This is a genomic window from Pseudomonas inefficax, from assembly GCF_032164165.1.
Classification (GTDB): domain Bacteria; phylum Pseudomonadota; class Gammaproteobacteria; order Pseudomonadales; family Pseudomonadaceae; genus Aquipseudomonas; species Aquipseudomonas inefficax.
Genome location: NZ_CP134401.1, coordinates 641420 through 660783 on the forward strand (window position 1 = coordinate 641420; position 19364 = coordinate 660783).

Sequence of the window (19364 nt, forward strand, 5' to 3'; positions counted from 1 at the left end):
GCTCCCTAGCTGCGATCGGCGCGCAGCAGCGCCACCAGCAGATAAAACGCCAATGCCACTGCCAGCAGCAGTGACAGCCCGTCGAGCATGTTCATGTGTGGTTCTCCCCGTGGTGCGGCTTGGGCCGCTTTGGGGAAATTGTCCGAGGGAGAGGCGTAAAGGGGCGAGATAGGAGGATGGGGATGGTAATAAAGAAGGTGTAAAGATCAGCGGTTTGGGTTGTCTGCACTGGCCTCTTCGCGGGTGAACCCGCTCCCACAAGGACCTCCACTGCCCGTGAGAGCAGTGCGGTCCCTGTGGGAGCGGGTTCACCCGCGAAGAGGCCGGTACAGGTTTACTGCTGAGGCGGCTGCGGGGCGGCGTTGCGGCTCCAGTCCAGCAGCAGGCTGTAACCGACCGCCAGCAAGGTCGGCCCGATGAACAGGCCAATGAAACCAAAGGCGATCAAGCCGCCGAACACGCCCAGAAGCACGATCACCAACGGCAGGTTGCCGCCACGGCTGATCAGGTACGGCTTGAGCACGTTGTCCACACCACTGATGACGAAGGTGCCCCAAACCCCCAGGAACACCGCCATGCCGTATTCGCCCTTCCATACCAGCCAGGCAGTGGCCGGAATCCAGGCCAGTGGCGGGCCCATGGGGATCAGGCTGAGCATGAAGGTCACCAGGCCCAGCACGATGGCACCGGGCACACCGGCAATCAGGAAGCCGATCAACGCCAGTACACCCTGCGCGGCGGCCGTACCGATCACCCCGTTGACCACCCGCTGCACCGTACCGGCCACCAGCTCCAGGTAATACTCGGCGCGGTCGCCCATCAAGCGGTGCAGCAAGCGCAGGACGAACGCCGACAAGCGCGGGCCATCGCGGTAGAAGAAGAACACGAACACCAGGCTGAGGGTCAGCTCCAGCACACCGCTGCCGATCTGCGCGCTGCGCGCCAGCAACCAGTTGCCCACCTGCCCCAGGTGCGGCTTGACCGAGGCCAGCAAGGCCGCGCCCTGCTGGTCCAGCGATTGCCACCAGCTGACCAGGCGCTCGCCAACCAACGGGATGCCACCCAGCCAGGCCGGCGCATCGGGCAGGCCGTCCACCTGCACGTCACGCACGAACGCCGTCGCATCGCGAATGTGATCGGCCAGGTTGAACCCCAGCCACACCAGCGGCAGCGCCACGATCAGGATCCAGGCAGTGGTCAGCAGGCTTGCCGCCAAGGTTTCGCGCCCGCCCAGCGCACGCGTCAGCAAGCGCATCAACGGCCAGCTGGCAAAGGCCAGGATGGCCCCCCACAATAGCGCGGAAATGAAAGGTGCCATTACCCACAGGCCGGCACCCAGCAACGCCAGCAGCAGAATCTGGACCAGCAAGCGGTCGTTGTTAGCCATGGTGGTGCTCGTTCAACGGATCAGTTCAAGGTGCAGGCCGTCGGTAGGCGCGCTACCGACTTCGAGGCGGCCACTGCGCACCCCCGCCTTGACCAGCGCCTCGCGCCAGGCTTCAGCCTGGGCACCACTGAGGCTGGCACGCAGGGTGCTGTCGAGGTTCAGGCTGCGGGCCAGCAGGTTCGCCCAGGCGTCTTGCGGTGCGGCCAGGTCAGGGTAGTCGAGCTTGCCGGTGTCGCGCATTTCGCGCAGCACCGTGGCGGCGGTCGGCAACAGTTCGCCCAGGGGGCTGCCGGCGACGAACTCTTCCACGTGCAGGTAGGCGCGGCGGTTGCCGCGGGTGACGCTGTACAGCGCAACCAGGGTATCGGCCTGCTCCGCCGACCGGCGCAGCAGGATGAACGCCTGCTGCTCGTCGCCGCCGTTGAGGCGGGCATTGCCGAACACATCATTGGCCCACAGGCTGGCCTCGCCGCAATCGCGGCCCTGGCACCAGAACAGCGGGTAGCCACCGTCGCGCTGCAGTGCTTCACGAGCGCTGGTGAAGGCTTCGCGGGCGGTACGCTCGACCGGCAGTTCATAGGTTACCGAGCTGACCTGGCCACGGCTTTCGACCTTGTCCTCGACCCGCAGGCGGCCGCTGATCTTGCGCAGCGGGCCCATGGGGTAGACACGTTCCTGCTCCACGGCCGGGCGCTGGTCGACCACCTTGGCGTCCACCGGCACCGGCAGGCTGCCGGCCCACGACACGGGGCTGGATAACACCAGGCAGGCAGCGAAGGCAATACGGATGGCAACAGGCGCGCTCATTGGCGACCCAGGCGGCGCTCAGCGCCGAGATAAAGCTCCAGGATGTCTGGCAGTTGCATGGTTGTCTCCCTGTTCAACCCGCCAAGCCTCGACACTTGTCCGGTGCAAGTCAAGCAAAGCCAAAGAAGCGATTGAAACAGTCTGCGACAAGGGCCGCGCCCTGCTCATCGTTCAGGTGCAGGTGATGGCCACCGGGCAGCGTCACCTGCTCAAAGGGTAGCTGCTCCAGCAACCCGGTGTGACGCACCAGCATTCCGTCCGCGGCGACCACCAGGCGCGCGGGGCAACTCACCCTGTGCACATAGGCCATGGCCTGGGCCTCGCTCAGGCGCACTGGCGAAGGCAGGGTCAGGCGGCTGTCGCTGCGCCAGCTGTAGCCACCGGGCACCGGCATCAGGCCACGCTGGGCCAACAGCTCGGCCGCCTCGCGGCTGACCGCGACCATGCCTTTCATGCGTGCCTGCACGCCCTGCTCCAGGGTCGTGTACACCGACTTGCGCTTGCCATCCAGGCGCAACTGGGCCTGCAGCGCCATGCCCAGCCGCTCACCGGCATCCTGCTCGGCGCCAGTCGGCGGGATGACCCCGTCAATCAGGGCCAGATGGCTGACCCGCTCCGGCAACGCGCCAGCCAGTTGTACCGAAATGATTGCCCCCAGCGAATGGCCCAGCAGGGCGAAACGTTGCAAACCCAGCTGTTCGGCCACCCGCAACACATCATGGGCGTAGTCGGCCAGGGCGTAGCCGGCGCCGAGCGGCCGGTGCTCGGAGTAACCATGCCCGGCCAGGTCCAGGGCGACGATGCGCAGGCCTTTCAGCTGCGGCGCCAGGCGGGCGAAGCTGTTGGCGTTGTCCAGCCAGCCATGCAGGGCGATCACCGGCAAACCGTGCTCGGGGCCAAACAGGTGCGCCGCCAGTTCGATATGGCCCAGGCTCAGGCGGATCTCCTCGACCTGTGCACTCATGCCTGGCTCCAGCGGTCGAACAGGCCCTTGATCAGGCTGGCGGTATCGGTTGGCCGCTCCAGCGGAAACATGTGTCCGCCTGGCACGCTGTGGTATTCACCCTTGGGCATGCCGCGCACGGCCAATGTGTGGTGGCGGCGAATGACATTGCTGCGCTCGCCGCGGACCATGGCCAGTGGCACCTGCAACTGCCGCGCGGGCGCAGGGCTGGTATGCGGAATGCTGCGGTAGATGCTGATTTCCGTGGCCGGATCGAAGCGCAACTGCAGCCCCTGCTCCATCGCCTGCAGGCCGTGCTCTACATAGGCATCGAGGCAGTCGGGGTCGAAATGGCGGAACAGTGACTTGCCGGCGAAATAGTCCCGGGCACTGTCGCGGTCATTGAAGGTTTCGCGGCGCCCCAGGGTGCGACCAGCCGGGGTGATGCGGTCGATGAAGCCCAAGCGCTTGGCGGTGCGCAGCAGCCATTGGTCGGCGCGGGTAAGCACCGGCGAGTCGAGCATCACCACGCCACGGTAATACTCGGGGCAGCGCAAGGCGGCGTGCAGGTGCAACACCCCGCCCAACGAATGGCCGACACCCCATACCGGCTGGCCCTGCCGGGCCAGGTGGTGCAGCAGTTCGTCGACCAGGCTCTGCCAGTTGTCGTCCACCGGAAATCGCGGATCGTGCCCGTGCTGGGCCAGGTGCTGCACCTGGTAGTCCGGCGCCAGGGCAGCAAACAGCTTGCCGTAGGTGGCCGAGGGGAAACCGTTGGCATGGGCGAAGAAAATCTGCTGCGACATGGCGCCGGGTCCGGATGGGGGAATGATGGCCCATTGTCGGCATCGCGGGGCGGTTCGGCAATGTCCGTAAAGGTCATCGCCGAGGGCTATCAGGTCAGGCTGGTGGGCGCAAATGTATTGCATCAATCTCCTGACCTGCGCGGACTCCTGTAGGAGCGGCCTTGTGTCGCGATGGGCTGCGAAGCAGCCCCAGGGTTTCAGCGCAGATGCACAAATTGCCGGGGCTGCTTCGCAGTCCATCGCGACACAAGGCCGCTCCTACAGCTGACCGCGGGGCTCAAGCCGGGGAGTTGATCGCCCGAAGGGTCATCAGCCCAGCCAGTGGCCAATCCCCTTGCAGCTCCGCCAGGCTGGCAGTGCTCATGCCCGCCGGTTGCTGCTGGTGACCATGCTCCAATGCCCCGACCAGGTTACCCACCAACGGCTGGTGGCTGACCAGCAGCACATGCTCCAGGCCCAGGCGCTCGATTTCGCCGATCACCTGCTGCACATCACTGTCGGGCGTCAGCCAGGGCACCGTGCACACCGGCTCGGCGAAACCCAGGGTGTCATGCACCAGGGCGGCCGTTTGCTGGGCGCGTACGTAAGGGCTGGCGATGATCGCCTGCAGCGGCTGGCCCAGCAGGCGGGCGGCGCTGTGCAGCACCTGCTCGCGACCGTGGGCGGTCAGCCGGCGCTCGGCATCGCTGTTGGCCCGCGGCTCCGCTTCGCCGTGGCGCAGCACCCACAGCTTCACAGCTTGGGCTCCTCGTCACGCACCGGGTGCGGGGCCGGGGCCACGGCGTGCGGCGCCTCGCCTTCCGGGGCACGCGGTGCCGGCCAGTCGGCGAACGGCCAGGGCTTCTGGTCGCTGTGGAAGCTGCCGAAGCGGCCGATCTGCGCCAGGTACTGGCTCAGGCTGTCGCCGAAGTTCATGAGGCTGGCGCTGGGGGCGCCGTACACCAGGCGGTAGATCAGCTGTACCAGCACCAGGCCACCGAGCAGCAGCTCGGCCAGTTGCCAGACCACCAGGAACACCAGCATCCACAGGACCCGCAGGATGATCGACTCGCGCTGGGCGCGTTCGGGCGTATCGTTCATGTGTTGCTCCTTGCTGTTGTCAGAGCCGCTGAAGGCTCAGTTGAAACCGCTGATGGAAATGAAATCGACATCGGTCTTCGGCTCGGCACGCATCAGGTGCTCGATCACCTGGTTCAGCGTGCGGCCTTCGAACAGGATGGCATGCAGGCCTGCCACCAGCGGCATGTAAACCTGCACTTCCTGCGCCTTGGCCTTGAGCACCTTGAGGGTGTTGACGCCTTCGGCCACTTCGCCCAGGCGATTGACCGCCTGCTCCAGGCTCAGGCCCTGGCCCAGCGCGTGGCCGACCTGGTAGTTGCGGCTCTTGGGCGAGGAGCAGGTCACGATCAAGTCACCGACACCGGCCAGGCCGAGGAAGGTCATGGGGTTGGCGCCCTGGCTGACAGCGAAGCGGGTCATCTCGGCCAGGGCGCGGGTAATCAGCATGCTCTTGGTGTTCTCGCCCATGCCCAGGGCCACCGCCATGCCGGCGATGATGGCGTAGACGTTCTTCAGCGCCCCGCCCAGCTCGACACCAAAGCGGTCGGCACTGGCGTAGACGCGGAAGGTACGCCCATGCAGCACCGCCTGCACCTGCTGGCACAGCTTTTCGTCTTCGCTGGCGACCACCGTGGCGGTCAGCGCATGCTCGGCGATTTCACGGGCCAGGTTGGGGCCGGACAACACGCCGATGCGCGCCTCGGGGGCGATTTCCTCAAGGATCTGGCTCATCAGCTTGAAGCTTTGCGCTTCGATGCCCTTGGTCAGGCTGACCAGGCCCTTGCCGCGCAGCAGCTCGGCATGCGGGGCCAGCACGCTGCGCAAGGCGCTCGATGGCAGGGCGACGAAAATCAGCTCGCTGGCCTGCAAGGTGGCCAGCAGGTCGCTGACCGGCTCGACGCCATCGTGCAGGCGGATGCCTTTGAGGTAGCGCGGATTCTCGCGATTGACGCGCATCGCCTCGGCCTGCTCCGGGTCGCGCATCCATTGGCGCACCGGCACACCGTTTTCTGCCAGCAGGTTCGCCACGGCGGTGCCGAAGCTGCCGCCTCCCAGAACTGCAACAGGTTGCTGTTCAGTCATATCCAATCCGTTAAAGCCAAAAGTTAAGTGGCGACCGGGCCATTATACGACTCGCCTGCTACAGGACCAGTGTCAGTACTGGCCTCTTCGCGGGTAAACCGCTCCCACAGGTACCACGCAGCCTTCAGCAGCGGTGCGGTCCCTGTGGGAGCGGGTTTACCCGCGAAAGGGCCGTCACGGGCAATGCAGATCACTGGCAAATAAGCCACGGTCAGTTACCATGCCTGTTTCAATCCTGATACAAGGCCGCTTTGTGTTCCCTGGCACGCCCCCGTACCCGCGCCTGCTCATACTGACTGCCCTGCTCGGTGGCCCGGCCGTGGCCGATGACCTGTTCATCGACAACACGGACCTGCCGCAGGTTCTGACCGCCACGCGCCTGAAACAATCCCCCGCCGCAGTTCCGGGCAGCATGACCGTGCTCGACAGCGAACTGATCCGCGCCAGCGGTGCGCGGGACATCCCCGAGCTGCTGCGCCTGGTGCCGGGCATGATGGTGGGTTACAACGCCGGCAACCAACCCACGGTCAACTACCATGGCAGCAACGTCAACGATGCCCGGCGCATGCAGGTGCTGATCGATGGCCGTTCGGTGTACCGCGCCGGCCTGGCCACGGTGGACTGGAGCGACATCCCCGTAGCCTTGGAGGATATCGAGCGCATCGAGGTGTTCCGCGGCCCCAACACGGTCAGCTACGGCGCCAACGCGCTGATGGCCGTGGTCAACATCCTTACCCGCAACCCTGCCGACAGCCATGGCACGCGGCTGAAGATGACCCGCGGCCAGGACGGCATCAACGACTTCTATGCCAGCCACGGTTTCGGCTGGGATGGTGGCGACATGCGCCTGTCGCTGTCCGGCCAGCAGGACGATGGCTTCGACGAGAACCAGTTCGGCCAGGACTATCGCGACAGCCGCCGGTTGACCCGCTTCAATATCAACGCCAGCCACAGCCTGGCACACGACCAGACCCTGGAATGGCAACTGGCGGCGAAGGAAGGCAGCAACCAGCGGCCTTATACCTATCAGCCGGTGTTCGCCAGGTACGAAGCCGGCAACAACGCTGATGTCAACGCCAAGGATTACGCCGGCTCGTTGCGCTGGACCAAGGATTTCAGTTCCGAGCACAGCCTGTATATCCAGGGCTCGGCCCAGCATTTCGACCGCCAGCAGGTGTGGCGCGCCTGTGACGCCTTGCAGTCGTTCAGCCCGGAATTGACCCAGCTCTGGCAAATCAACCCTGACTTCGCCGAAAAAGTGGCGCGAGGCATTGCTACCGGCGCGCCGCTTTCGACCGACGATCCGGTTCTGAAGGGGCTGCTGCAGAAGGTTCAGCAACAGTGGGAGAACGGTGGCAAGAACCAGGTTTGCGGTGACGTCGACCAGAGCACCCGCGAAACCCGCTACGACCTGGAAATCCAGGACACCCTGAGCCTGACCGACAGCCTGCGCCTGCTCAGCGGCATGAACTACCGCTATGATCGTGCCGACTCGCAGACCTACTTCAACGGCAGCATCGACGACCAGACCTGGCGCCTGTTCGGCCAGCTGGAGTGGCGCGCCGACGAGCACTGGATCCTGCAGGGCGGTGCCATGTTCGAGGACTCGCGCCTGTCCGGCAGCTCGCTGACCCCGCGCGTGGCGGTCAACTACCTGATCACCCCGCGCCATGGCCTGCGTGCGGTGTACTCCGAGGCAGTGCGCTCGCCAGACATGTTCGAGAACAACGTCAACTGGAGCTACACGGTCAAGAACCTGACCCCCAACGCTTTCGGCCTGCAGAACGGCGAATACTTCGTCAAGACCCGCGGCCCCGGCGACCTCGACCAGGAACGCATGCGCTCTCGCGAGCTGGGCTACAACGGCTACTTCAGCGACATCGACCTGAACATGGATGTGAAGCTGTTCTACGACGAGATCACCGGAATGATCAGCGAGCCCCTGAAGAACAACCAGTACATCGCCAGCAATGCCAACAAGGCCCGTTTCAGCGGCAGCGAGGCGCAACTGGACTGGCGCCCGACCCTGCGCGACCGCCTGCGTCTGACCTACGCCTACGTGGATGCCTGGGCCAGCAACCCCGCCGACCGCCGGCTCAGCGCCCGCAACAGTGGCTCGGCCGGGTGGATGCGCGAGTGGGGTGATGGCTGGTCCAGCGCACTGTTCTATTACGGTGACGATGCACTCAACCAGTACCGCTACGAGCGCCTGGACCTGCGCCTGGCCAAGCGTTTCCGGGTGCATGGCAGCAACCTGGAGCTGGCCGCGCTGTGGCAACAGCGCCTGGACGATGAGCCGACCACGGCAATCCAGAACCGCTACGACAGCCGTCACCGGCTGAGCGTGAGCGCGGAGCTGGAGTTCTGATGGCCCTGCTGCTGCGCCTGTTGCTGTTGTGCCTGTGGCCGATGGGGCCGCTGTCCGCCAGCGAAATCGTGTTGGTAGGCGCGGAAGACCAGCCCGGTATTCGCGGTTTCGTCGCTGCGCTGGAAAGCCGTCGGCCGCACGATCATGTGCACTTCCAGACCACCGCCGACCTGCCACGCCCGAGCAAGCTCAAGGCCGACCAGCGCCTGATTTTGCTGGACAACGCCGCACTGGAATGGCGTCTTGGGGAAACCGCCGGCCCGCCGGCTCTGGCCATGAGGGTCAGCCGGGTACAGGCTGAACAGCGCCTGGGAAAGTCGCGGCCCGCGTTCCTCACGCTGCTGTGGAGCGACCCGCCCCTGGCCCGGCAGCTGCGCCTGGCGCGCTACCTGCTGCCGCAGGCCCAGCGCATTGGGGTGTTGTACGGTGAGCACAGCAGCTTCCTGCTCGAAGAGCTGCGTCATGCCGCCCGCGCGCTGGGCCTGGAGATCATTGCCCAGGACTGGCCCGACCCGCGCGACAGCCGCCCTCTGCAACATTTGTTGGCCAACAGTGACGTGCTGCTAGGCCTGGACGACGCCGACCTGTTCAACTCCAAGACTGCGAAGAACCTGCTGTTGAGCAGCTATGGCCGGCAGATGGCGCTGATCGGCCCGAACGCCGGGTTCGTCCGCGCCGGCGCCCTGGCCAGTACCTTCAGTGACCAGGACGATTGGCTGGCGGTGCTCGACCAGTTGCTCGACCAGCCACCGGCGCGCTGGCCCCGCAGCCTGTACCCGGTACGCTTCGGCGTCAGCGGCAACCAGCAGGTGGCGCGCGCCCTGGGCCTTGAACCGATCGATCCGAACGCCGCCGCCAAGGCCCTGGCCGAAGGAGAACCCACCCCATGAGCAAGCGCCTGAGCTGGGACATCCACACCCGCACCCAGATAATCAGCCTCGGCCCTGCCCTGCTGCTGACCTTGCTGCTGATCAGCTTTTTCACTTTCGTGCGTATCCAGGACCTGCGCCAGGAACTGAACCACACCGGTCAACTGATCGCCAACCAGCTGGCGCCTGCCTCGGAATACGGGGTGATCTCGGGCAACAACGAAGTGCTCGAGGGCCTGATGCGCGCCACGCTCAGCATCCCCCACGTGCGCTTCCTCGAGGTGCAGGACAGCCGCAACCACATCCTGGTGTACGTGGAGCAGTCCGACGAAAGCGCCAACCGCGCGCAACGCGTCGAAGTGTTCCAGGCGCCCATCCGCCTGCAGCAGATCCGCCTGGACAGCGACTTCCTGCAACAGGGCAAGGCCACCACCCCGGCCATCGGCGACGATTACCTGGGCCGGGTGATCGTCGGCATGTCCGATGACGCCTTCAGCCAGCGCCAGCAGGAAATCGTGATCAAGGCCGGTATCCTCGCGCTGTTCGCCCTGCTGTTTACCTTCCTGCTGGCACGCCGCCTGGCCCTGAGCCTGGCCAAGCCGATCAGCGACATGGGCCATGCGGTCAAGGCCATCCAGCAGGGCGAGTACCACACCCTGTTGCCGGTGGTCGATGACAGCGAACTGGGCCACCTGGCGCGCCACATCAATAACCTGGCCCACGCCCTGGAGCAGGCCAGCAACGAACAGAAGCAGGCCATTGCCGAGCTGATCCAGGCCCGCGAGGAAGCCGAACAGGCCAACCGCGCCAAATCGGACTTCCTGGCGATGATGAGCCACGAACTGCGCACGCCGATGAATGGCGTGCTGGGCATGCTGCAGTTGCTGGAAACCACGCAGCTGAACAGCGAACAGGCCGAGTACACCGCAGTAGCCAGCGAGTCCACCGGGCACCTGCTCAAGGTCATCAACGACATCCTCGACTTCTCGCGCATCGAACGCGCCGCGCTGCAACTGGAACACATCGACTTCAACCTGGGCGAGCTGATCACCAGCAGCGTCCAGTCGTTCCAGCACAGCGCCCAGCAGCGCGGTCTTGCCCTGCACCTGCAACTGCCGGCGGGCATCGAGCAGTTGCAGGTGAACGGCGACCCCACGCGCATCCGCCAGATCCTGCTGAACCTGGTCGGCAACGCGCTGAAATTCACCGAACGCGGCCAGGTGCAGGTCGAGGCGCGCTGGCAGGTGCTCGACCGCCAGCTGATCTGGCTGACCTGCAGCGTGCGCGATACCGGTATCGGCATCGATAGCGAGCGCCTGGAAATGATGTTCGTCGCCTTCCAGCAGGCCGACAGCTCGATTTCCCGCCGCTATGGCGGCACCGGGCTGGGCCTGTCGATTGCCCGCACCCTGGCCGAACGCATGGGCGGCAAGCTGCGCGGCGAAAGCCGTGAAGGCCTGGGCTCGACCTTTACCCTGGAGATGCCTCTCGCCCTTGCCAGCCCTGCCCCGGTCTCGCTGACGCCGCCACGCGTTGCGCCACCGGCGGTGGCCGACAATGATCAGGTGCTGCTGGTAGAGGACAATCCGGTCAATCAAAGCGTCATCGAAGCCATGCTGCGTAGCCTGGGGCTGGCAGTATGCACGGCCGAGGACGGCCTGGAGGCGGTCGAACGGGTCAGCCGGCAGCGTTTTGCCGCGGTGCTGATGGACTGCCGCCTGCCGCACCTGGACGGCTATGAAGCCACCCGGCGCATCCGCCAGCTGCCCAACGGCGCCAGGCTACCGATCATCGCCCTGACTGCCAACGCCTTGCAGGGCGACCGCGAGCGTTGCATGGCGGCCGGCATGGACGATTACCTGAGCAAACCCTTGCGCCGCACCGAACTGCAACGCGTGCTGCAGCGCTGGCTACCCGGTCAGACAACCGCGACTGGCGATAAATGCTAAAGTGCGGCAGTCTTAAACACTGGACAGGACCTTCATCGGACCTGAAAATAGACCTTTCAGTGCACACCTGTACTTCTTTGACCGGGTGCACTGTGACTTTCACCACAACGCAATAGTCTACCTGTAGGCTGCCGCCCCGGACGCGATGCGTATCGGGCCGGCCGGGAAGATTCATCCCCTGCCGCAGGGGGTTATTGAGGAGCTCGCATGACCAAACAACACGCCTTTACTCGGGAAGACCTGCTGCGCTGCAGTCGCGGTGAGCTGTTCGGCCCAGGTAATGCGCAACTGCCCGCGCCGAACATGCTGATGGTCGATCGCATCACCCATATCAGCGAAGAAGGCGGCAAGTACGGCAAAGGTGAATTGGTCGCCGAGCTGGATATCAATCCGGACCTGTGGTTCTTCGCCTGCCACTTCGAAGGCGACCCGGTAATGCCAGGCTGCCTGGGCCTCGACGCCATGTGGCAGCTGGTAGGTTTCTTCCTCGGCTGGCAGGGCCTGCCAGGCCGCGGTCGCGCCCTGGGTTCGGGCGAGGTGAAGTTCTTCGGCCAGGTACTGCCGCAAGCCAAGAAAGTCACTTACAACATTCACATCAAGCGCGTCCTGAAGGGCAAGCTGAACATGGCCATCGCCGATGGCTCGGTCAGCGTCGACGGCCGCGAGATCTACACTGCCGAAGCCCTGCGGGTCGGCGTGTTCACCTCCACTGACAATTTCTAAGGGTTATTCGCATGCGCCGCGTCGTTATCACTGGTCTGGGCATCGTATCGTGCCTGGGCAATGACAAAGCTACCGTCACCGAAAACCTGCGCAACAGCCGTCCGGGTATCCGTTACAACCCGGAATACAAGGAAATGGGGCTGCGTAGCCAGGTTTCCGGGTCCATCGACCTCAACCTCGAAGAACTGATCGACCGCAAGGTCTACCGCTTCGTCGGCCACGCTGCTGCCTACGCCTACCTGGCGATGCAGGATGCGATCAAGGACGCTGGCCTGACCGAAGAGCAGGTTTCCAACCCGCGTACCGGCCTGGTGGCTGGCTCCGGCGGCGCCTCGACCCTGAACCAGATGGAAGCGCTGGACACCCTGCGCGAAAAAGGCGTCAAGCGCGTCGGCCCGTACCGCGTTACCCGCACCATGGGCAGCACCGTTTCGGCGTGCCTGGCCACCCCGTTCAAGATCAAGGGCATCAACTACTCGATCTCGTCGGCCTGTGCCACTTCGGCGCACTGCATCGGCACCGCCCTGGAGCAGATCCAGTGGGGCAAGCAGGACATCGTCTTCGCCGGTGGCGGTGAAGAAGAGCACTGGAGCCAGTCGTTCCTGTTCGATGCCATGGGCGCCCTGTCGACCAAGCGCAACGAAACCCCGGAACTGGCCTCGCGCGCCTACGACGCCGACCGTGATGGCTTCGTCATCGCCGGCGGTGGCGGCATGGTAGTGGTCGAGGAACTGGAACACGCCCTGGCCCGTGGCGCCAAGATCTACGCGGAAATCGTCGGCTACGGCGCCACTTCCGACGGCTACGACATGGTTGCCCCGAGCGGCGAAGGCGCCATCCGCTGCATGCAGCAGGCGCTGTCGACCGTCGACACACCGATCGACTACCTGAACACCCACGGTACTTCCACCCCGGTCGGTGACGTTGCCGAGATCAAGGGTGTTCGCGAAGTGTTCGGCGCCAATGCACCGAAGATCAGCTCGACCAAGAGCCTGTCGGGTCACTCGCTGGGTGCTGCGGGCGTGCACGAGGCAATCTACTGCCTGCTGATGATGGAAAACAACTTCATCGCCGGCTCCGCCAACATCGACGAGCTGGACCCGGAGGTCGCCGACCTGCCGATCCTGCGCAAGACCGAAGAAAACGCCAAGATCGATACGGTCATGAGCAACAGCTTCGGCTTCGGCGGCACCAACGCCACCCTGGTGCTCAAGCGCTGGGAAGGCAAGTAAGACGCTGCAGCGGTAAACGAAAACGCCCCGACTGGTTCGGGGCGTTTTCATTTGTTTCGCCTGTACCGGCCCTTTCGCGGGTAAACCCGCTCCCACAGGTACAGCACCGGTTTCAAGAACAGCGCGATCCCTGTGGGAGCGGGTTTACCCGCGAAAGGGCCAGCACAAGCGAAATGCTATTGCTTGGGCAACACATCCAGAAAGTTATCCCTGGCCACCTTGTTGGCAACTTGTTCCGGCAATGCATCCAGAAACGGCCTGAACCCGTGCATCTGCTCCCCAAGGCTTCCAAACCGCCCTACCACATCCGAACCCAGCATGAACCGCTCCGGGAAGTTCTCGACCAATGCCAGCCACTCCTTGCGCGGCACGCCCCGGTCATCCAGCAGATAGGGCTCCAGTACGCTCCACGACAAATCGATATAAAGATTCGGATAATCTTCCAGCAACCGCGTCAGCACCGGCAGCAGAAAGTCCATCTGTGTCTGGTGCCGGTGAATCTCCATGCTGCTGCCGGCATGCGCCCAGATGAACCGCGTGTGCGGGTGATTGCGCAGCGGCTCTTCGATCTCGGCAAGGTACAGCGGGTTGCGCTCGCGCTTGGAGGTAATGTTGGAATGCAGCAACACCGGCAAGTCGCGCTCGGCCGCCAGGTGGTAGATACGCGTCATGGCTTCGTTGTTGGCGCGCGGCGTTTCGCCCGTGGTCAGCGCGGTCAGGTCATCGTGGCGGGTGAACACCTCGCCAATGCCCTGCCACAGGCCCGGGTACAGATCGAGCATGCGCTCGATATGGCTGACGGCATTCTTGTCGACCGGGTTGAAGCCGGTCAGGAATGGATGAAAGCGTTTACGCTGCGCCTCCGGCAACTGCTGCAGCGCCGCAGCCACATAGGTATCGGTGGCGCTGTACCAGTAGGCATCGGCGTCATCGCCGGCGTAATAGCGGGGGCGCTTGGGCTCGTCTTCATGCCACTTCTTGGCCACCGGCACGCCGGAAATCATCGACTGCTCGATACCGGCGGCGTCCATGGCCTGGATCAGCGCGGGCATGCCTTCGCTTTCCTGAAAGAAGTCGACGTAGTGCAGGTGGGCATCACTGTAGCGGTAGTCGCGCGCCTGCGCCGCCTGGCACAGCGAGGCGGATAACAGCACGCAGGCAAGCGCTCTGGCGATCATGGGGCAGGTCCTTCTTCGGCTACGAACCCAATAGACCGGCCGACAAACGAGACGGTTCAGCCGGGGCGGGCAAACCGCTATGCTTTGGGCATTTCCACCTTGCCTGGAGCTTTCCCATGAGCAGCCCACTGGTCATCCGCCCACGTGCCGAATCGGTCGAGGGCCAGCCGATCCTGCGCCCGCTGCCGTCGGCCCAGTGCCGCAGCGTCGGCCCGTTCGTGTTTTTCGACCACATGCTCGAAACCGACTATGCCCCGGGGCATGGCATGGACATCCGCCAGCACCCACATATCGGCCTGTCGACCCTTACCTACCTGTTCGAAGGGGCAATCCTGCACAAGGACAGCCTCGGCTCCGCGCAGCGGGTGCTGCCGGGCGACGTCAGCTGGATGACCGCAGGCAGCGGCGTGGCCCATGTCGAGCGCACGCCTGAAGATGCCCTGGCCCACGGCTCACGCCTGCATGGGTTGCAGGTATGGCTGGCATCACCGCGCGAGCACGAACAGGGCCCGGCGAGCTACAGCCACCACCCGGCGGCCAGCCTGCCGGTCAGTGACAGCCTGGGGGTGCGCATCTGCATGATTGCCGGCAGCGGGTTCTGCCTGGAATCGCCGGTGCCAGTGCTGTCCCCTACCCTTTACGCACATGTACAGATGCAGCCGGCGACCACGCTGCTGGTGCCGGACGAGCATGCGCAGCGGGCACTGTACCTGCTCGATGGTGAGCTGGTGATGAATGACGAGGATGTGGAACCGTGCAGCCTGGTGGTCCTGCCGGAGGGTGAAGAGCTGACGCTGTATGCGCAAGGTGAGTGCCAGCTGGTGCTGATTGGCGGCGCACCACTGGACGGGCCACGGCGGATGAACTGGAATTTTGTCGCCAGTGATGTGGAGCTGATCGAACAGGCCAGGGCCAAGTGGGCTGCGGGGGACTGGCCGGTGGTGCCGGGGGAAACTTCGAGGATCGAGCTGCCCAGGTAATTTTGGGGCTGCTTTGCAGCCATCGCCGGCAAGCCAGCTCCCACAGGTACGGCGCTGTCTTCACTGTGGGAGCTGGCTTGCCGGCGATGGGCCGCACAGCGGCCCCCTGCAATCTCAGCGCTGGAACACTTCAGTCAGCAGGTTATGCATCGAGCGGAACGCCCGCTCCGAGGTGCGCCGGTCATATTGCATCTTGCCCGGCACATTGGCATTCGGGTCGGTAAACGAGTGCACCGCCCCGCCATAGCTCAGCAACTGCCAATCCACCTTGGCCGCGTTCATCTCTTCTTCGAACGCCGGCAATTGCTCCTTCGGCACCAGCGGATCAGCAGCGCCGTGCAGCACCAGCACCGAGCCCTTGATGCGCTTGGCATCTTCAGGGTTCGGCGTGTCCAGCGTGCCATGGAACGACACCGCCGCGCGCAGATCAGCACCGCTACGCGCCAACTCCAGGGCACAGCAGCCACCAAAGCAGAAACCGAACGTGGCTACCTTGCCCGGCTCCAGCAACGCCTTCGACTGCCCCAGCAACTGCGCCAGGGCTTCCTGCATGCGCCTGCGCAGCTCGCCACGGTCATTCTTCAACGGCATCATCGCCGCGCCGGCCTCGTCGGCATTGGACGGGCGCAGCGATTGACCGTACAGGTCGGCAATCAGCACCACATAGCCCTTCTCGGCCACTTCCTTGGCGATGCGCTCGGCCCCTTCGCCAATACCCATCCAGTTCGGCGCCATCACCAAACCAGGGCGGCCCAGCGCACCCGGCTCATAGACCAGGCGGCTTTCGTAGGTCTTGCCGGACAGGTGATAAACCAGCGATTCGACGATTACTTTGCTCATCAAGCACTCCTTTGGCACTCGTCATCAATATGCTCGCCATGAAAAAAGCCCGCCGAAGCGGGCTTTCCTCTGCATCAACTCAAGCAGACAGCTCGACCAGTAGCTTGTTCAGGCGACGAACGTAGGCCGCCGGGTCCTTCAAGCTGTCACCGGCCGCCAGGGCCGCCTGATCGAACAGGATGTGCGACAGCTCGGCGAAGCGGTCTTCGCTCTGCTCGTTGTCCAGCTTCTCGATCAGCGGGTGAGTCGGGTTGAACTCGAAGATCGGCTTGGACTCCGGCACCTTCTGCCCGCTGGCTTCGAGGATCTGGCGCATCTGCAGGCCCAGGTCCTGTTCGCCTATGGCCAGGATCGCCGGCGAGTCGGTCAGTCGGTGCGACACGCGCACTTCGGCCACGCTGTCACCCAGCGCGCCCTTCAGGCGCTCGACCAGGCCTTCCTTGTCCTTGGCGACTTCCTCCTGGGCCTTCTTGTCTTCTTCCGAATCCAGCTTGCCCAGGTCCAGGTCGCCACGGGCGACGTCGACGAAGGCCTTGCCGTCGAACTCGTTGAGGTAGCTCATCAGCCACTCGTCGATACGGTCGGTCAGCAGCAGCACTTCGATGCCTTTCTTGCGGAAGACTTCCAGGTGCGGGCTGTTCTTGACCTGCGCATACGACTCGCCGGTGAGGTAGTAGATCTTGTCCTGGCCTTCCTTGGCGCGGGCCAGGTAGTCGGCCAGGGCGACGCTCTGCTCGCCGCTGTCGTCCTGGGTGGACGCGAAGCGCAGCAGGCCGGCGATCTTTTCCTTGTTGGCGAAGTCTTCGGCCGGGCCTTCCTTCAGCACCTGGCCGAAGTTCTTCCAGAAGCCCTTGTACTTCTCGGGCTCGTTCTTCGCCAGCTTCTCCAGCATGTCCAGTACGCGCTTGGTCAGCGCGGTCTTCATCGAGTCGATGATCGGGTCTTTCTGCAGGATTTCACGCGACACGTTCAGCGACAGGTCGTTGGAATCGACCACACCCTTGATGAAGCGCAGGTACAGCGGCAGGAACGACTCGGCCTGGTCCATGATGAACACGCGCTGCACGTACAGCTTCAGGCCGCGTGGTGCTTCGCGCTGGTACAGGTCGAAAGGCGCGCGGGCCGGCACGTACAACAGCGAGTTGTATTCGAGCTTGCCTTCGACCTTGTTGTGGCTCCACGCCAGCGGGTTCTCGAAGTCATGGCCGATGTGCTTGTAGAACTCCTGGTACTCCTCGTCCTTGATTTCGGTACGCGGACGGGTCCACAGGGCGCTGGCACGGTTGACGGTTTCCCACTCTTCGGCCGGCTGTTCTTCGCCTTCGGCGGCAGCTTGCTCTTTCGGCAGCTGGATCGGCATGGCGATGTGGTCGGAGTACTTCTTGACCACGTTGCGCAGGCGCCAGCCATCGGCGAACTCCTGCTCGTCCTTCTTCAGGTGCAGGACAATGCGGGTGCCACGCTGTGGCTTGTCGATGGTGGCGACTTCGAACTCGCCCTCGCCTTTCGACGACCAGTGCACGCCTTCGGCGGCCGGCTGGCCGGCACGGCGGCTGTACACGTCAACCTTGTCGGCGACGATGAACGCGGAGTAGAAGCCCACACCGAACTGACCGATCAGGTGCGAGTCCTTTTTCTGGTCACCGGTGAGGTTCTTCATGAAGTCGGCAGTGCCGGACTTGGCGATGGTACCCAGGTGGGCGATGACGTCTTCGCGGCTCATGCCGATGCCGTTGTCCTCGAGGGTCACGGTACCGGCGTCCTTGTCGAAGCTCAGGCGGATCTTCAGGTCGGCGTCGCCCTCGAACAGCTCTGGCTTGGCCAGGGCCTCGAAGCGCAGCTTGTCGGCGGCGTCGGAGGCGTTGGAGATCAATTCACGCAGAAAGATCTCCTTGTTCGAATACAGGGAATGGATCATGAGGTGCAGCAGCTGCTTCACCTCGGTCTGGAAGCCCAGCGTTTCTTTTTGAGTCTCCACACTCATGGTCTTCAAAACTCCGATCTGATGGCAGTAGGCGCCTGGCGGCCGGCTTGGCCTGCGTTAGCGGCGGATGTCACTCAGATGGGGGCTGCCCGGATGATTTCAAGGGCTTTTCCGGCTCGATCTTGAAATGCGCGCGGGCTGTGGCAATCGGCGACTGCCTGTCACCCTGCCAGGCGGTGATCGCCACATTGGTCACCCGCCGGCCCTGGCGCCATAGCTGGCACTGGGCGTAGGTATCGCGAAAGTGACCGGCGCGCAGGTAATCGATGGAAAAATCGATGATTTTCGGGATGCTTGCGCTCTCGCTGAAGATCAGCAGGTACAGCGCTGCCGACAGCTCCATGAAGCCCGCGATCACACCGCCGTGGATGGCCGGTAGCAGCGGGTTGCCGATGTTGTCCTGGCTGGCCGGCAGGCGGAACAGCAGGTCATCGCCTTCGCGCTCGCATTCGATGCCGATCAGGCCGGCATAGGGGATCAGCGCCAGTAATGGCCGATAGTCCCCCACCGCGTGGGCGGCGTTGAGCTGTTGGCGAACCTCGTGCGGAATCATGCCCCGCCCTCCTTCAGGTTGTTGCCGAAGCGGATGCCACCCTTGATCTCCTGGCCCAGGCGCATGAACGTGCCCACCACCTGGCAGATCGGCTGGGCAGGGTCGTCCTGGTAGGCCGTGCCACGGGTGAAGATCACGTCGCGGGTGACCCGGTAGCACTGGGCATGGCCGTAGATTTCCTTGCCGGCCTCGGCCGGGTGCATGTAGTCGATGCGCAAGTCCAGTGTCGGGCACACTTCGAAGCGCGGCAACACGCACAGCGTGGCCATGCCGCAGGTGGTATCCATCAGCGTGGTCAGCGCGCCGCCATGTACGGCGCCGCTCTGCGGGTTACCCACGATGGCCGGTGACCAGGGCAGCACCAGGGTCATGCCATCGGCATTGGCATGCGCCACGCGCATTTGCAACAACTGACAATGTTTCAGGGCCGAGAGAAAACGCTCGGCCATCGCCATCAAGGTTGAATCGCTCATTGGCTGTTTCCTGCACGTTGCCGCAGCGGCATAAAAACGTTAAAAAGTCTATATAGAACGGTGCGTTATATAAGTGTAATCTTCGCGGAACTTATTCCGCGTAGTTGCACTCGAAGGAACAAGTCACTTA

Annotated in this window: 19 protein-coding genes; 6 read left to right on the forward strand and 13 right to left on the reverse strand. The window is 64.1% G+C overall.

What is annotated here, in order from left to right; translation table 11 throughout:
- Positions 1 to 5 precede the first annotated feature (5 nt).
- From kdpF to RIN61_RS02945, 8 genes are all read right to left on the reverse strand, one after another.
- Positions 6 to 95, reverse strand: coding sequence for a K(+)-transporting ATPase subunit F (gene kdpF, locus RIN61_RS02910; RefSeq protein ID WP_003251485.1), 90 nt, complete (start codon positions 93 to 95; stop codon positions 6 to 8).
- Between the two features lie 239 nt (positions 96 to 334).
- Entirely contained in the window at positions 335 to 1387 is a 1053-nt protein-coding gene (locus tag RIN61_RS02915; protein ID WP_112252967.1) for an AI-2E family transporter, read from the reverse strand.
- A 12-nt stretch (positions 1388 to 1399) separates the two neighbouring features.
- Positions 1400 to 2194: a DUF4892 domain-containing protein gene (locus tag RIN61_RS02920; protein ID WP_215521522.1), complete on the reverse strand. Its 795-nt coding sequence runs from the start codon at positions 2192 to 2194 to the stop codon at positions 1400 to 1402.
- Between the two features lie 109 nt (positions 2195 to 2303).
- Positions 2304 to 3158 (reverse strand): alpha/beta hydrolase, encoded by an 855-nt coding sequence (locus RIN61_RS02925; protein WP_313855698.1) that lies wholly within the window; start codon positions 3156 to 3158, stop codon positions 2304 to 2306.
- Complete coding sequence (locus RIN61_RS02930; protein ID WP_112252970.1) at positions 3155 to 3943, reverse strand: alpha/beta fold hydrolase; 789 nt, start codon at positions 3941 to 3943, stop codon at positions 3155 to 3157. Before RIN61_RS02930 ends, RIN61_RS02925 begins: the two co-directional genes overlap by 4 nt.
- Before the next feature lie 277 nt (positions 3944 to 4220).
- Entirely contained in the window at positions 4221 to 4679 is a 459-nt protein-coding gene (gene sixA / locus RIN61_RS02935) for a phosphohistidine phosphatase SixA (RefSeq protein ID WP_112252971.1), read from the reverse strand.
- Positions 4676 to 5023 carry a DUF4389 domain-containing protein gene (locus tag RIN61_RS02940; RefSeq protein WP_027592856.1) on the reverse strand — a complete coding sequence of 116 codons (348 nt, stop codon included), beginning with the start codon at positions 5021 to 5023 and terminating at the stop codon, positions 4676 to 4678. The genes sixA and RIN61_RS02940 overlap by 4 nt, the downstream gene beginning before the upstream one ends.
- Positions 5024 to 5059: 36 nt before the next feature.
- Positions 5060 to 6085 carry an NAD(P)H-dependent glycerol-3-phosphate dehydrogenase gene (locus tag RIN61_RS02945; RefSeq protein WP_025339958.1) on the reverse strand — a complete coding sequence of 342 codons (1026 nt, stop codon included), beginning with the start codon at positions 6083 to 6085 and terminating at the stop codon, positions 5060 to 5062.
- A 220-nt stretch (positions 6086 to 6305) separates the two neighbouring features.
- On the opposite strand from RIN61_RS02945, the gene RIN61_RS02950 reads away from it, so the two are divergent.
- The 5 genes from RIN61_RS02950 (at position 6306) to fabB (ending at position 13226) form a co-directional block, all read left to right on the forward strand.
- Entirely contained in the window at positions 6306 to 8453 is a 2148-nt protein-coding gene (locus RIN61_RS02950) for a TonB-dependent receptor plug domain-containing protein (RefSeq protein WP_207878614.1), read from the forward strand.
- Complete coding sequence (locus RIN61_RS02955) at positions 8453 to 9343, forward strand: ABC transporter substrate-binding protein (RefSeq protein WP_313855705.1); 891 nt, start codon at positions 8453 to 8455, stop codon at positions 9341 to 9343. The genes RIN61_RS02950 and RIN61_RS02955 overlap by 1 nt, the downstream gene beginning before the upstream one ends.
- Positions 9340 to 11271, forward strand: a complete 1932-nt coding sequence (locus tag RIN61_RS02960) for an ATP-binding protein (protein ID WP_112252974.1) — start codon at positions 9340 to 9342, stop codon at positions 11269 to 11271. The genes RIN61_RS02955 and RIN61_RS02960 overlap by 4 nt, the downstream gene beginning before the upstream one ends.
- A 207-nt stretch (positions 11272 to 11478) precedes the next feature.
- Positions 11479 to 11994 (forward strand): 3-hydroxyacyl-[acyl-carrier-protein] dehydratase FabA, encoded by a 516-nt coding sequence (gene fabA / locus RIN61_RS02965; protein ID WP_112252975.1) that lies wholly within the window; start codon positions 11479 to 11481, stop codon positions 11992 to 11994.
- 11 nt (positions 11995 to 12005) lie between these two features.
- Positions 12006 to 13226 (forward strand): beta-ketoacyl-ACP synthase I, encoded by a 1221-nt coding sequence (fabB, locus tag RIN61_RS02970; protein WP_087499923.1) that lies wholly within the window; start codon positions 12006 to 12008, stop codon positions 13224 to 13226.
- A 176-nt stretch (positions 13227 to 13402) separates the two neighbouring features.
- Here fabB and RIN61_RS02975 read toward each other — a convergent pair whose 3' ends face one another.
- Entirely contained in the window at positions 13403 to 14404 is a 1002-nt protein-coding gene (locus RIN61_RS02975; RefSeq protein WP_112252976.1) for an amidohydrolase family protein, read from the reverse strand.
- Between the two features lie 116 nt (positions 14405 to 14520).
- On the opposite strand from RIN61_RS02975, the gene RIN61_RS02980 reads away from it, so the two are divergent.
- A complete protein-coding gene (locus RIN61_RS02980) occupies positions 14521 to 15384 on the forward strand; it encodes a pirin family protein (RefSeq protein ID WP_112252977.1) in 864 nt (287 codons plus the stop codon).
- Positions 15385 to 15498: 114 nt separating this feature from the next.
- Here RIN61_RS02980 and RIN61_RS02985 read toward each other — a convergent pair whose 3' ends face one another.
- The 4 genes from RIN61_RS02985 to RIN61_RS03000 all read right to left on the reverse strand — a co-directional run bounded on the left by RIN61_RS02985 (position 15499) and on the right by RIN61_RS03000 (position 19234).
- Positions 15499 to 16224: a dienelactone hydrolase family protein gene (locus tag RIN61_RS02985; RefSeq protein WP_112252978.1), complete on the reverse strand. Its 726-nt coding sequence runs from the start codon at positions 16222 to 16224 to the stop codon at positions 15499 to 15501.
- 79 nt (positions 16225 to 16303) lie between these two features.
- Entirely contained in the window at positions 16304 to 18208 is a 1905-nt protein-coding gene (htpG, locus tag RIN61_RS02990; protein ID WP_112252979.1) for a molecular chaperone HtpG, read from the reverse strand.
- 70 nt (positions 18209 to 18278) lie between these two features.
- Positions 18279 to 18761, reverse strand: a complete 483-nt coding sequence (locus RIN61_RS02995) for a PaaI family thioesterase (protein ID WP_112252980.1) — start codon at positions 18759 to 18761, stop codon at positions 18279 to 18281.
- The gene (locus tag RIN61_RS03000) at positions 18758 to 19234 is read right to left on the reverse strand and encodes a PaaI family thioesterase (RefSeq protein ID WP_112252981.1); all 477 of its coding nucleotides are present in this window, start codon (positions 19232 to 19234) and stop codon (positions 18758 to 18760) included. The genes RIN61_RS02995 and RIN61_RS03000 overlap by 4 nt, the downstream gene beginning before the upstream one ends.
- Positions 19235 to 19364 lie beyond the last annotated feature (130 nt).

Excerpts from the sequence above, each read along its gene's own strand:
- kdpF (WP_003251485.1), bottom strand. The coding sequence starts at position 95 with ATGAACATGCTCGACGGGCTGTCACTGCTGCTGGCAGTGGCATTGGCG.
- RIN61_RS02915 (WP_112252967.1), bottom strand. The coding sequence starts at position 1,387 with ATGGCTAACAACGACCGCTTGCTGGTCCAGATTCTGCTGCTGGCGTTG.
- RIN61_RS02920 (WP_215521522.1), bottom strand. The coding sequence starts at position 2,194 with ATGAGCGCGCCTGTTGCCATCCGTATTGCCTTCGCTGCCTGCCTGGTG.
- RIN61_RS02925 (WP_313855698.1), bottom strand. The coding sequence starts at position 3,158 with ATGAGTGCACAGGTCGAGGAGATCCGCCTGAGCCTGGGCCATATCGAA.
- RIN61_RS02930 (WP_112252970.1), bottom strand. The coding sequence starts at position 3,943 with ATGTCGCAGCAGATTTTCTTCGCCCATGCCAACGGTTTCCCCTCGGCC.
- RIN61_RS02940 (WP_027592856.1), bottom strand. The coding sequence starts at position 5,023 with ATGAACGATACGCCCGAACGCGCCCAGCGCGAGTCGATCATCCTGCGG.
- RIN61_RS02945 (WP_025339958.1), bottom strand. The coding sequence starts at position 6,085 with ATGACTGAACAGCAACCTGTTGCAGTTCTGGGAGGCGGCAGCTTCGGC.
- RIN61_RS02950 (WP_207878614.1), top strand. The coding sequence starts at position 6,306 with ATGCCTGTTTCAATCCTGATACAAGGCCGCTTTGTGTTCCCTGGCACG.
- RIN61_RS02955 (WP_313855705.1), top strand. The coding sequence starts at position 8,453 with ATGGCCCTGCTGCTGCGCCTGTTGCTGTTGTGCCTGTGGCCGATGGGG.
- RIN61_RS02960 (WP_112252974.1), top strand. The coding sequence starts at position 9,340 with ATGAGCAAGCGCCTGAGCTGGGACATCCACACCCGCACCCAGATAATC.
- fabA (WP_112252975.1), top strand. The coding sequence starts at position 11,479 with ATGACCAAACAACACGCCTTTACTCGGGAAGACCTGCTGCGCTGCAGT.
- fabB (WP_087499923.1), top strand. The coding sequence starts at position 12,006 with ATGCGCCGCGTCGTTATCACTGGTCTGGGCATCGTATCGTGCCTGGGC.
- RIN61_RS02975 (WP_112252976.1), bottom strand. The coding sequence starts at position 14,404 with ATGATCGCCAGAGCGCTTGCCTGCGTGCTGTTATCCGCCTCGCTGTGC.
- RIN61_RS02980 (WP_112252977.1), top strand. The coding sequence starts at position 14,521 with ATGAGCAGCCCACTGGTCATCCGCCCACGTGCCGAATCGGTCGAGGGC.
- RIN61_RS02985 (WP_112252978.1), bottom strand. The coding sequence starts at position 16,224 with ATGAGCAAAGTAATCGTCGAATCGCTGGTTTATCACCTGTCCGGCAAG.
- htpG (WP_112252979.1), bottom strand. The coding sequence starts at position 18,208 with ATGAGTGTGGAGACTCAAAAAGAAACGCTGGGCTTCCAGACCGAGGTG.
- RIN61_RS02995 (WP_112252980.1), bottom strand. The coding sequence starts at position 18,761 with ATGATTCCGCACGAGGTTCGCCAACAGCTCAACGCCGCCCACGCGGTG.
- RIN61_RS03000 (WP_112252981.1), bottom strand. The coding sequence starts at position 19,234 with ATGAGCGATTCAACCTTGATGGCGATGGCCGAGCGTTTTCTCTCGGCC.